We start from the raw sequence: 12377 nt of genomic DNA on the forward strand, positions 1-12377 counted from the left end.
TCAGTACTTCCTCTCCATCGGCTGGTACCGCGTGATGACGACAGGCTTCCAGTCGAGCGTGATGTGGTCGTCGGCGAGTGACGAGTGCGGGTCGCCCGTCAGGTACGCCATGGTGTGCTGCATGTAGTTCTCGTCGTCGCGCTTGGGGTAGTCGTCGCGCATGTGTCCGCCGCGGCTCTCCTTGCGGTTGCGTGCGGAGTAGACGACGACCTCGGCCAGGTCGAGCAGGAACCCGAGCTCGACGGCCTCGAGCAGGTCGGTGTTGAACCGCTTGCCCTTGTCCTGCACGGAGACCTGCATGAAACGGTTGCGCAGTGTGTGCAGGGTCTCGGTGACACGGGCGAGCGACTCGTCCGTGCGGAACACCTGCGCGTTCTTGTCCATCTCCTCTTGCAGTTCCTTGCGGAGGGCAGAGACGCGCTCGGTGCCGGTGGAGGCGCGGAGCTGGTCGAGCATGCCGCGGACGCCGGCAGCCGGGTCTTCCGGCAGCGGGAGGAACTCGGCGGTCTGGACCCACTCGGCGGCGTTGTTGCCCGAGCGCTTGCCGAAGACGTTGATGTCGAGCAGCGAGTTCGTGCCGAGACGGTTCGAGCCGTGCACGGAGACGCAGGCGCACTCGCCGGCGGCGTACAGCCCGGGGACGACGGTGGTGTTGTCGTACAGGACCTCGGCCTTGACGTTCGTCGGGATCCCGCCCATCGCGTAGTGCGCGGTCGGCATGACGGGGACCGGCTCGACGACGGGGTCGACACCGAGGTACGTCCGGGCGAACTCGGTGATGTCCGGCAGCTTCGTCTCGAGGACCTCGGCACCCAGGTGCGTGCAGTCGAGCAGCACGTAGTCCTTGTTCGGACCGGCGCCGCGACCTTCTGCCACTTCCTGCACCATGCAGCGCGCGACGATGTCACGCGGAGCGAGGTCCTTGATGGTGGGGGCGTACCGCTCCATGAAGCGCTCACCCGAGGCGTTCCGGAGGATCGCGCCCTCACCGCGGGCACCCTCGGTCAGCAGGATCCCGAGCCCTGCGAGGCCGGTCGGGTGGAACTGGAAGAACTCCATGTCCTCGAGCGGCAGGCCCTTGCGCCAGACGATGCCGACGCCGTCGCCGGTCAGGGTGTGCGCGTTCGAGGTGGTCTTGTACATCTTGCCGAAGCCACCGGTCGCGAAGATCATCGCCTTGGCGTGGAAGACGTGGAGCTCACCGGTCGCGAGCTCGAACGCGACGACGCCGGCCGGCTGCTGGCGGGTGACGCCGTCCTCGCCGACGACGTCGACCATGATGAGGTCGAGTGCGTAGAACTCGTTGTAGAACTCGACGCCGAGCTTCACGCAGTTCTGGAACAGCGTCTGCAGGATCATGTGCCCGGTGCGGTCGGCGGCGTAGCAGGCCCGGCGGACCGGGGACTTGCCGTGGTCGCGGGTGTGCCCACCGAAACGACGCTGGTCGATCTTGCCCTCGGGCGTGCGGTTGAACGGCAGGCCCATGTTCTCGAGGTCGATGACGGCGTCGATCGCCTCTTTCGCGAGGATCTCGGCGGCGTCCTGGTCGACCAGGTAGTCGCCGCCCTTGATCGTGTCGAAGGTGTGCCACTCCCACGAGTCCTCTTCGACGTTCGCGAGGGCTGCGGCCATACCGCCCTGCGCCGCACCGGTGTGCGACCGGGTGGGGTAGAGCTTCGAGATGACGGCCGTCTTCGCCTTCGGGCCGGCTTCGATCGCGGCTCGCATGCCCGCGCCTCCGGCGCCGATGATGACGATGTCGAACTGGTGGTGGTGGACGGTGGTCTCGGTCACAGGGGTCTTTCCGTAGACGGTGGGAACGCGGGCAGCAACGGTGGTGGTGCTACTGCGCCGGGCAGAAGGACGGCAGGTCGGCGGCAGCTGCGCCGGCGGGGCACGGGTCGAAGGTCCAGCAGACGAGGAGCCCGAGCACGATCAGCACGACGCAGGCGGCCAGGATCGCGATGAGGAGCGTCTTGCGGATGCCCGGCTTCGACACGTAGTCGTTGACGATGGTGCGCATGCCGTTCGAGCCGTGGATGAGGGCGAGGACCAGCATGAGCGAGTCCCAGACCTTCCAGAAGGGGTTGGCCCACTTGCCGGCGACGAAGGCGAAGTCGATCTGCTTGACGCCCTCGCCCGCCACCATGTTGACGAAGAGGTGGCCGAAGATCAGCACGACGAGCAGGACGCCCGAGGCGCGCATGTAGATCCAGCCCCACTTCTCCCAGTTGGTGGTGCTCCGGGCGGCCGCTGCCGAGCGGGGAGGTTCGACGATCTGCGTGGTCATGTCCGTGCCCCTCAGTTGAAGTCCGCGACGAGGTTCATGAGCTGGCGGGGCAGGAAGCCCGCGATCGCCACCGCCCACAGGACCATGACGATCCAGAACATGGCCCGCTGGTACTTCGGGCCCTTGGACCAGAAGTCGATCAGGATGATCCGCAGGCCGTTGAACGCGTGGAACACGATGGCCATCACCAGCGCGATCTCGCCGAGGTTCATGATCGGGGTCTTGTACGTGCCGATGACGGCGTTGTAGGCCTCGGGGGAGAGCCGCACGAGTGCCGTGTCGAGGATGTGCACGAGCAGGAAGAAGTAGATCGCGACGCCCGTGATGCGGTGGAGGACCCACGACCACATCCCGATGGATCCGCGGTAGAGCGTGCCCTGTGGCGTCCGAGAAGCCCTGGGCGCTTCGATCGAGACGTCGGGCACCGCCGTCGCCGTACCCCCGCCGGTGTGCTCAGCCATGAGCTCGTCCTTCCATAGGACGGGCTCGCCCGATCGGCGAGCCCTTGCCGTTCGTGTTCGTGTGGAACACGACCCATCCTATGCGCGAGCGCTGACCTTCTCGTCCCGACCTGCCCGGAGGCCCCGTCCGACGGGCGGCGCGCCGATGGTCCGGGCCGTGTCGTGGTGGTCGAGGAGCTGGTCGCCGACGGCCTCCCACGTGGTCCCCTCGACGCGGAGCCGACCGGCAGAACCCATCCGCTCGGCCAGGGCGCGGTCGTGGTGCAGCCGCAGGACGGCGTGCCGCAGGGCCTGGGGTGCGTCGGCGTCGTAGAGCTCCCCGTCGAGCCCCGGGGCGACCAGGTCGAGCGGGCCGCCGGACGCCGGTGCGATCACCGGTAGGCCGGAGGCGTGGGCCTCCTGCAGGGTCTGCCCGAAGGTCTCGGCCGGACCGGTGTGCACGAACAGGTCGAGTGCTGCGTACGCGTCGGCGAGGGCGTCGCCGCGCAAGGGGCCGGTGAAGGTGACGTCGAGGTGCCGGAGCCGCCGCTCGAGCATCGCCCGCGACGGACCGCCGCCGGCGACGACGACCCGGATGCCGGGGACACCACCGAGTTCGGCGAGTCGCTCGACCTCCTTCTCCGGGGCGAGGCGACCGACGTACCCGACGATCGTCTCGCCGTTCGGGGCGAGCCGGCGGCGGAGCGCCCGCACGTGCCCCGACGTCCGGCGTGCGGGGTGGAACAGCTCGGTGTCGACGCCGCGACCCCAGCGGGCGACGCGCGGTACGCCGTCCTCGGCGAGCATCGCGGCCGTCGCGCTCGACGGGGCGAGCGTCAGCGAGGCGCCCGCGTGGATGCGTCCGAGGATCTTCCGCACCAACGGGATGGTCGCGGTCAGGCCGTTGCGGCGGGCGAACCCGGCCACGTCGGTCTGGAAGACGGCGACGGAGGGGATGCCGAGCCTCCCGGCCGCCGTGATCGCGCGCCCACCCAGCAGGAACGGACTCGCGGCGTGGAGCACGTCGGCGCCGGAGGCGGCGAGGATCGTGTCGAGCACCGGGTGGGGGAGCGCCACCGGGAACTGCCGGTAGGCGACCGCAGGGACACGGTGGACGTCGAAGGAGCGGTAGCGCTCGACCGCGCTGCGCGAGCGGAACTGCGCGAGTCCGGGGGTGTCCGGGGCGATCACGACCGCGCGGTGACCACGTCGTTCCAGGTGGTCGAGGACCGCCAGGACACTCGTGGTCACGCCGTTGAGGGTGGGCAGGAAGCTCTCGGTCACGACGGCGACGGTCCGGGGGGACGTGCCGCGCTCCACGCTGCGTGCGCTCATGGTGCTGCCCATGCTCCGGGCGTGACGTGACCCGACGGGGCCGACGACGTGAACGGGACGCGCGCGCCGGGTGAACAACGCGACGCCCTCCGGTGCGGACGCCGGACGGCGCCCTGCGGGAGGCCGCATGCGGGAATCGTGCGGAGACCACCCAGGATCCGCCCGGCGGGGGCGGTACGGTGAGCGCGTGGCTGACGCTCTCGAAGACTTCTACGCGATCATCCCCGCAGGGGGCATCGGATCGCGCCTGTGGCCGTTGTCGCGCGCGGACGCACCCAAGTTCCTGCACGACCTGACGGGTTCCGGCACCTCGCTGCTGCGGCAGACCTGGGACCGCCTGGCGCCGCTCGCCGGCGACCAGCGGATCATGGTCGTCACCGGCCGTGCGCACCGCGTCGCGGTCGAGTCGCAGCTGCCCGGCGTCGAGGACCACAACGTGGTGCTCGAGAGCGAGCCGAAGGACTCGACGGCGGCCATCGGCCTGGCCGCGGCGATCCTGGTGCGCCGCGAGCCCGACGTCGTCATCGGGTCCTTCGCGGCCGACCACGTCATCGGCGACGCACGCGGTTTCCGCCGTTCGGTCCGCGAAGCCGTCGCCGTCGCACGCGCCGGCTACGTCACGACCATCGGCATCACGCCGACGGAGCCCGCGATCGGCTTCGGCTACATCCACGCGCACGGCGACACCCTGGACATCGAGGGCGCACCGACCGCGCACGCCGTCCGGTCGTTCGTCGAGAAGCCCGACCTGGACACCGCCCGCTCGTACGTCGAGCAGGGCACGTACCTGTGGAACGCGGGCATGTTCATCGCCCGCGCCGACGTGCTGCTCGAGGAGATCGGCCGGAACAACCCGACCCTGCTGGCCGGCATCAACGAGCTGGCGGACGCCTGGGACACCTCGGCGCGCGGCGCGGTCGTCGACGCGGTCTGGCCCACGCTCGAGAAGATCGCGATCGACTACACAGTCGCCGAGCCCGCTGCTGCTGCTGGTCGCATGGCCGTCGTGCCCGGCGACTTCGACTGGGACGACGTGGGCGACTTCGCCTCGCTCGCCAAGCTGCAGTCCGGTGGGCGACCGAACAACCTCGCGGTGCTCGGGGATGGTGCGCGCATCCTGGCGGACTCGTCGAGCGGCATCGTGATCTCGCACAGCCAGCGACTCATCTCACTCATCGGCGTCGAGGACATCGTCGTCGTGGACACCCCGGACGCCCTGCTCGTCACCACGAGCGCGAACGCCCAGCGGGTGAAGGGTGTCGTGGATGCCCTGAAGATCAGCGGCCGCGGCGACGTCCTGTAGGTCCGAGCATCCGCAACCGGCCGGTGATGTTCCAGGTGTGACGCGACTCCCTGCAATCCGAAGCCGCCGACTGCCCGTGACCAAGAACGCCTCGACTGCCTCGACCCCTGATCGGAGAACGATGATCGCCGATCGTTGCACCACGATCCGCCGGACCGTCTCGGGCTTGCTCGCACTGGTGGTGATCTCCACGACCCTGGCGGGTTGCGTCCTGCATGAGCCGGACACTCGAGACCCACGACGAACGGAGCCCCCGGTGAGTGAGAACGCCGCGAAGCGACAGATGGTCGAAGCGGTCGATGACGCGACAGGGCGACTCGGCGGTGAATGGAAAGCACGCACCGGGCCGGACTACGCGGAAGGCTGCGTCCTCGAGGACGGCGAGCGAGGTGCGCACTGGCGCTACCTCACCGGGAGCACGATGACCGGGCGGCCCGATGCCGACGCCGCCCGGATGACGGAGCACTGGGAAGGTCAGGGGATGCGGGTCACCCAGCATGATTCGAGCGACGGGCCTGCCATCTTCGGCGACGGCGCAGGGAAGGTCGTCTCGATCAGCGTCTACGCCTACTCGGGGAACTACACCGTCCAGGCCGTCTCGCTGTGCTTCCCGGGTGACCCCGACGAACTCTGACCTCCAGAGATCCGCTCTCGCGGCGACGTCCTGTAGCGCTCCACCGACAAACCCCTCGAACTGGGGGTGAGCGGGCGACCCCGCGTTACGGGCGCGTTTCGGCGGGGTCGCGATCCCGTAACCGATCCACGGGACCCCCGCAACGGGTCCTGTACCGACCCGACGGTCGTGTACTGTCGCCACGATCGCCCGGAACGCACGTGGTCCGGGCACGCTCCCCGGAGGAACCAACCCGTGACATCTCGTACCCGACAGGTCGTCCTCAGCGGCCTCGCGCTCGCCGGCACCGTCGCCGTCCTGGCCGGCTGTGCCTCGGCGCCGTCCACCACCGAAACGGCGAAGAAGACCGACTTCCGCCCCTGCATGGTCTCCGACGCCGGTGGGTTCGACGACAAGTCGTTCAACCAGCTCGGCTACGAGGGCATGAAGGACGCCGCCAAGGACCTCGGCGCCACCTACAAGGAAGCCGAGTCCAAGGACGCCACCGTCTACGACTCGAACATCGAGCAGCTCATCGGCCAGAACTGCAACCTCGTCGTGACCGTCGGCTTCAACCTGGCCGACGCCACGAAGAAGCAGGCCGCTGCGAACCCCGACACCGACTTCGCGATCATCGACGACAACTCGATCGACGCCAAGAACGTCAAGCCGATCACGTTCGACACCTCGCAGGCCGCGTTCCTCGCCGGCTACGCGGCGGCGTCGTACTCGAAGACCGGCGTCGTCGGCACCTTCGGCGGCATGCAGATCCCGACCGTCACCATCTTCATGGACGGCTTCGCGGACGGCGTGAAGTACTACAACGAGCAGAAGGACAAGGACGTCAAGGTCGTCGGCTGGAACGTCGACACCGGCAAGGGTTCCTTCACCGGTGGCTTCGAGGCCGGCACGCAGGCCAAGTCGGTCGCGCAGACGCTCCTCGACCAGGACGCCGACGTGATCCTGCCCGTCGGTGGCCCGATCTACCAGTCCGCTGCCGAGGCCATCAAGGACGCCGACAACGGTTCCGTCCTGATCGGCGCGGACAGCGACCTCTACGAGGCCGACCCCCGCTACAAGGACATCGCCTTCACCTCGGTCGAGAAGGGCATGCGCCCGGCCGTGAAGGACGTCGTCGAGCAGGCGGCTGACGACAAGTTCTCGAAGGAGCCGTACGTCGGCACCCTGAAGAACGACGGCGTCGGCATCGCTCCGTTCCACGACTTCGAGTCCAAGGTCGACAAGGGCCTGCAGGGCGAGCTCGACGACGTGAAGGCCGGCATCATCGACGGCTCGATCAAGGTCAAGACCCAGTCCTGACCCGGTGAACGCGGGCGGGGGAGCATCCCTCGCCCGCGTTCTCGTGCGCCCAGGTGGCGCACCCCAGACCGTGCATCCCCAGGGTGCACCCCAGACCGTGCACCCAAGGGTGCGCGCCAGACCGTGCTTCCGCAGGGTGCACGCGACACCGTGCGCCCGCGTGGCGCGCGCGAGACAGAAATAGACTCCCGAACATGAAGCTCGAACTCCGCGGCATCACCAAGCGGTTCGGCGCCCTGGTCGCCAACGACCACATCTCGCTCACCGTCGAGCCGGGTGAGGTCCACTGCCTCCTGGGTGAGAACGGCGCCGGCAAGTCCACCCTGATGAACGTCCTGTACGGCCTGTACGACGCCGACGAGGGCGAGATCCTGCTCGACGACGTGGTGCAGGACTTCGACGGCCCCGGTGACGCCATGCGCGCCGGCATCGGCATGGTGCACCAGCACTTCATGCTCGTGCCCGTGTTCACGGTCGCCGAGAACGTGATGCTCGGGCAGGAGCAGACGACCTTCGGTGGCCGTCTCGACCTGGCCGGTGCCCGCAAGCGCGTGCAGGAGATCTCGGACCGTTTCGGGTTCGACGTGGACCCGGACGCCAAGGTCGAGGACCTGCCCGTCGGTGTGCAGCAGCGCGTCGAGATCATCAAGGCGCTGTCCCGCGATGCCTCCGTGCTGGTGTTCGACGAGCCGACGGCCGTCCTCACCCCGCAGGAGACCGACGAGCTGATGGGCATCATGCGCCAGCTCCGCGCAGCCGGCACCGCCATCGTCTTCATCACCCACAAGCTCCGTGAGGTGCGCGAGGTCGCCGACCGCATCACGGTCATCCGCCTCGGCAAGGTCGTCGGCGAAGCTTCGCCGACCGCCACGAACAACGAGCTGGCCGCGCTGATGGTCGGCCGCGCCGTCTCGCTCGTGGTCGACAAGGAACCCTCGACCGGTGGCGACGACGCCCTGGTCGTCGAGCACCTCACCGTCACCGACCCGTCCGGCATCGTGCTCGTCGACGACGTCTCCTTCACGGTGCGTCGCGGCGAGGTCCTGGCGATCGCCGGGGTGCAGGGCAACGGGCAGACCGAGCTCACCGAGGCGATCATGGGCCTCGAGCCCGCGCACGGTGGCCGCATCACCCTGGACGGCAAGGAACTCACCGGCCGGAGCGTCAAGCAGGTGCTCGACGCGGGCGTCGGCTTCGTCCCCGAGGACCGCAAGGAGGACGGCCTGGTCGGCGAGTTCACCATCGCCGAGAACCTGATGCTCGACCGCGCCGACCACGCCGAGTTCGTCCGCGCCGGCACCATCCGGTCGGCGGAGCGTGACGCGTTCGCCGACGAGAAGATCGCCGAGTTCGACATCCGGACGCCTGGTCGCACCACCGCTGCCGGTCGGCTGTCCGGCGGCAACCAGCAGAAGATCGTCCTGGCGCGCGAGCTGAGCCGCGAACTGCGGCTGTTCGTCGCCGCGCAGCCCACCCGCGGCATCGACGTCGGCTCGATCGAGTTCGTCCACAAGCGCATCGTCGCCACCCGCGACACCGGTGTGCCGGTCATCGTCGTCTCCACCGAGCTCGACGAGGTCGTCGCACTGGCCGACCGCATCGCCGTGATGTACCGCGGTGGCATCGTCGGCATCGTCCCCGCGACCACCCCCCGCGACGTCCTCGGCCTCATGATGGCCGGGGAGATCCCTGAAGGAACGGAGCTGGCCGCATGACCGGTTCGGCCGGCGAGATCCACGCCACACCCACGACCGGAACGGAGCTGGCCGCATGACCGGTTCGGCCGGCGAGATCCACGCCACACCCACGACCGGAACGGAGCTGGCAGCGTGACCACCCCACCGCCAGACAACACGCAGCAGCCGGCCCCGGCGGCGAACGACACCGCCGACGCCCCGCTCACCGACGACCGTCTGCAGGAGGTCGAGTCGACCCCGCACCTGATGACGGACTCGGCAGCGGACACTGAGCGCCGCAACGGCGCCGGCGGTGACCGCTGGCACGCCGCCCTGCAGGGGATCCTGAACGGCTCCGTGCTCGTCACGGTGCTCGCCGTCGTCCTCGCGCTGGTCGCCTGCGGCATCCTCATCGCGGTGACGGACGAGAACGTCCGTGCCACCGCCGGGTACTTCTTCGCCCGCCCGACGGACATGCTCCAGGCGGTCGGCACCGCGGTCGGCGGCGCGTACGCCTCGCTGTTCCAGGGCTCGGTGTTCAACTTCGGCGCGGACTCGTTCCAGCAGGCGATCGGGCCGCTCACGCGCTCCGTCGACTACTCGGTGCCGCTCATCGCCGCGGGCCTGGGGATCGCGCTGTCGTTCCGCGCCGGACTGTTCAACATCGGCGGTCAGGGCCAGATCCTGATGGGGGCCGCGGCCGCCGGGTGGGTCGGGTTCTCGTTCGACGGCCCCGCCGCGGTCCACATCCCGCTCACGATCCTCGCCGGCATCGTCGGCGGCGCCGTGTGGGGTGGCATCGTCGGGGTGCTGAAGGCCCGGACGGGTGCGAACGAGGTGGTCGTCACGATCATGCTCAACTACGTCGCGCTCTACCTGGTCAGCTACCTGCTCCGCACCCCGGGCCTGCTGCAGGCTCCGGGCAGCAGCAACCCGATCTCGCCCCCCACGAAGGACAGCGCCCTGCTGCCGCAGCTCTTCGGCGTCCGGTACGGCGTGGACCTGGGGTTCATCGTCGCGATCATCGCGGTCGTCGTGGTCTGGTGGCTCGTCAACAAGTCGTCCCTCGGCTTCCGGTTCCGCACCATCGGTGAGAACCCCCGTGCCGCCCGCGTGGCCGGCATGAGCGTCCCGTCGCTGACGATCTGGGTGATGCTGATCTCCGGTGCCCTGGTGGGCATCGCCGGCGCCTACCAGGTGCAGGGCGCCGTCACGTCGGGCTTCACCTCGGGCATCGACGCCGGCATCGGCTTCGACGCCATCACGGTGGCCCTGCTCGGCCGTTCCAAGCCGTGGGGCGTGTTCTGGGCGGCCATCCTGTTCGGCGTGCTGAAGAACGGTGGCTACGCCATGCAGGCCGCCAACGGCATCCCGATCGACATCGTCGGGGTCATCCAGGCCCTCATCGTCCTCTTCATCGCGGCGCCGCCGCTCGTCCGCGCGATCTTCCGGATCCCGCAGCCGGGTGCCCGCAAGCGCACGAAGACGAACAAGACCAGCAAGAAGGCGGTCGCCGCATGAGCACCCTCAGCCCCACCGCGGCCCCCGCGTCGCCGCTCGCGGACCGTCCGCTCGAGACCACCAGGAGCTGGAAGCTCCCGATCGGGTACGGCGTGTTCACGCTCATCGCGATCGTGCTGTTCGGCCTGCTGCCGCGTTCCGGCACCACCACGTTCCGCCTGGCGAACGCCGGTGACTTCTTCGCGCTGCCGAACGTCCCCTTGCCCGCGCTCGGGACGGGCATCGTCGTCATCGTCCTGCTCGCGATCCTGACGGTCTACGCGTTCATCGAGACGCGTGCGCTGCGCCGGGTCGCGCTGTGGGTCACGTCGGTCTTCGCGGTGGTGTTCGTCGTCGGGTTCCTGACCTGGGCCGCCGCCGGTTCGTCCCTGCCGATCCCCGGCCTGCTGCTCGGCGCGCTGAGCCTGAGCGTGCCGCTCGTGTTCGGTGCCCTGGGCGGCGTCATCTCCGAACGGGTCGGCGTCGTGAACATCGCGATCGAGGGCCAGTTCCTCGCCGGTGCGTTCAGCTCCGCGATGGTCGCGTCGATCACCGGGTCGCCCTGGGTCGGCCTCGTCGCCGCGCTCGTCGCCGGCATGCTCGTGTCGTTCGTCCTCGCGGCGTTCAGCATCAAGTACCTGGTCGACCAGGTCATCGTCGGTGTCGTCATCAACGCGTTCATCTCCGGCCTGACCGGCTTCCTGTACTCGCAGGTGCTCTCCCCGAACGAGGAGACGCTCAACATCGGCATCCGGTTCCCGAAGGTCGAGATCCCGCTGCTGCACCAGATCCCGGTCATCGGACCGGTGTTCTTCGAGCAGACCGTCGTGGTCTACCTCGCCTACATCGCCGTCGCGGTGGTCACCTTCGGGCTGTTCAAGACCCGCTGGGGGCTGCGGCTCCGCGCCGTCGGCGAGCACCCGCAGGCCGCCGACACGGTGGGCATCAACGTCACGAGCACCCGGTTCTGGAACGTCTCCCTCGCCGGTGCGATCGCCGGTCTCGGCGGGGCGTACTTCACGCTCGACGCGGTCGGGCCGTTCACGAAGGACATGACCGCGGGGGCCGGCTACATCGCCCTGGCCGCGGTCATCTTCGGCCGGTGGGATCCGATCAAGGCGACGCTCGCGGCGCTGCTGTTCGGCTTCGCGTCGAACCTGCAGAACACGCTCGGGGCGATCGACTCGCCCGTGCCGAGCGAGTTCCTGCTGATGCTGCCGTACGTGGTGACGATCTTCGCCGTGGCAGGCCTGGTCGGGCAGTCGCGCGGGCCCGCCGCGTCCGGCAAGCCCTACATCAAGAGTTAGTTCCCTTCCGCAAGACACCGGTGTTCGTGCTCCGCACCGCGGTTCGCGGGTGTTCGATCGACGAACACCGGTGTTTTGCGGACCACCCACCGGCCTGGAGGCACGACACATGACCGACACGCACGCTGCGGGTGACCAGGGGGTCACCGCCACCGACCTGAAGGACGCGGCCACGGGCCTCCCGGCCGACGACGTGGACTGGGGCGCCCTTCGGGACGCCGCCACGGCCGCGATGCGGCGCGCCTACGCGCCGTACTCGTCGTTCCCGGTGGGCGCCGCGGCGCTCACCGACGACGGCCGGATCGTCTCCGGCTGCAACATCGAGAACGCGAGCTACGGGGTGACGCTCTGCGCCGAGTGCTCGCTCGTGTCGCAGCTGCACATGACCGGCGGCGGCAAGCTCGTCGCGTTCACGTGCGTCGACGGCGACGGGGCGACCCTGATGCCGTGCGGGCGCTGCCGCCAGCTGCTGTTCGAGCACTCCACCGAGGGCATGCTCCTCGAGACGCTCTCCGGCATCCGCACCATCGACGAGGTCCTGCCGGACGCCTTCGGGCCGCGCACCCTCGCCACCTACCAGCAGGAGCACTGAC

The 12377-nt window shown here is 69.3% G+C and carries 11 protein-coding genes; 7 read left to right on the forward strand and 4 right to left on the reverse strand.

What is annotated here, in order from left to right:
• From sdhA to ASF75_RS09595, 4 genes are all read right to left on the reverse strand, one after another.
• The gene (sdhA, locus tag ASF75_RS09580) at window positions 1-1794 is read right to left on the reverse strand and encodes a succinate dehydrogenase flavoprotein subunit (RefSeq protein ID WP_042538838.1); all 1794 of its coding nucleotides are present in this window, start codon (window positions 1792-1794) and stop codon (window positions 1-3) included.
• Between the two features lie 49 nt (window positions 1795-1843).
• On the reverse strand, window positions 1844-2290 hold the full coding sequence (sdhD, locus tag ASF75_RS09585) for a succinate dehydrogenase, hydrophobic membrane anchor protein (protein ID WP_056070803.1): 447 nt from the start codon (window positions 2288-2290) through the stop codon (window positions 1844-1846).
• Between the two features lie 11 nt (window positions 2291-2301).
• Entirely contained in the window at window positions 2302-2751 is a 450-nt protein-coding gene (sdhC, locus tag ASF75_RS09590) for a succinate dehydrogenase, cytochrome b556 subunit (RefSeq protein WP_017888739.1), read from the reverse strand.
• 78 nt (window positions 2752-2829) lie between these two features.
• On the reverse strand, window positions 2830-4065 hold the full coding sequence (locus tag ASF75_RS09595) for a glycosyltransferase family 4 protein (protein WP_056071072.1): 1236 nt from the start codon (window positions 4063-4065) through the stop codon (window positions 2830-2832).
• 187 nt (window positions 4066-4252) lie between these two features.
• Between ASF75_RS09595 and ASF75_RS09600 the strand changes: the two genes are divergently transcribed.
• The 7 genes from ASF75_RS09600 to ASF75_RS09630 all read left to right on the forward strand — a co-directional run bounded on the left by ASF75_RS09600 (window position 4253) and on the right by ASF75_RS09630 (window position 12376).
• Window positions 4253-5368, forward strand: a complete 1116-nt coding sequence (locus ASF75_RS09600; protein WP_017888741.1) for a mannose-1-phosphate guanylyltransferase — start codon at window positions 4253-4255, stop codon at window positions 5366-5368.
• A 76-nt stretch (window positions 5369-5444) separates the two neighbouring features.
• The gene (locus ASF75_RS09605; protein WP_214518752.1) at window positions 5445-6002 is read left to right on the forward strand and encodes a hypothetical protein; all 558 of its coding nucleotides are present in this window, start codon (window positions 5445-5447) and stop codon (window positions 6000-6002) included.
• Between the two features lie 234 nt (window positions 6003-6236).
• Window positions 6237-7301: a BMP family lipoprotein gene (locus ASF75_RS09610; protein ID WP_017888742.1), complete on the forward strand. Its 1065-nt coding sequence runs from the start codon at window positions 6237-6239 to the stop codon at window positions 7299-7301.
• Window positions 7302-7495: 194 nt separating this feature from the next.
• On the forward strand, window positions 7496-9016 hold the full coding sequence (locus ASF75_RS09615; protein WP_056070810.1) for an ABC transporter ATP-binding protein: 1521 nt from the start codon (window positions 7496-7498) through the stop codon (window positions 9014-9016).
• A 114-nt stretch (window positions 9017-9130) separates the two neighbouring features.
• Window positions 9131-10498 (forward strand): ABC transporter permease, encoded by a 1368-nt coding sequence (locus tag ASF75_RS09620; protein WP_017888744.1) that lies wholly within the window; start codon window positions 9131-9133, stop codon window positions 10496-10498.
• A complete protein-coding gene (locus ASF75_RS09625) occupies window positions 10495-11784 on the forward strand; it encodes an ABC transporter permease (protein ID WP_017888745.1) in 1290 nt (429 codons plus the stop codon). The genes ASF75_RS09620 and ASF75_RS09625 overlap by 4 nt, the downstream gene beginning before the upstream one ends.
• 109 nt (window positions 11785-11893) lie before the next feature.
• Window positions 11894-12376 carry a cytidine deaminase gene (locus ASF75_RS09630; protein WP_082509590.1) on the forward strand — a complete coding sequence of 161 codons (483 nt, stop codon included), beginning with the start codon at window positions 11894-11896 and terminating at the stop codon, window positions 12374-12376.
• The last annotated feature ends 1 nt before the right edge of the window (window position 12377 follow it).

The sequence above is a fragment of the Curtobacterium sp. Leaf154 genome, assembly GCF_001424595.1.
Taxonomy (GTDB): Bacteria; Actinomycetota; Actinomycetes; order Actinomycetales; family Microbacteriaceae; genus Curtobacterium; species Curtobacterium poinsettiae.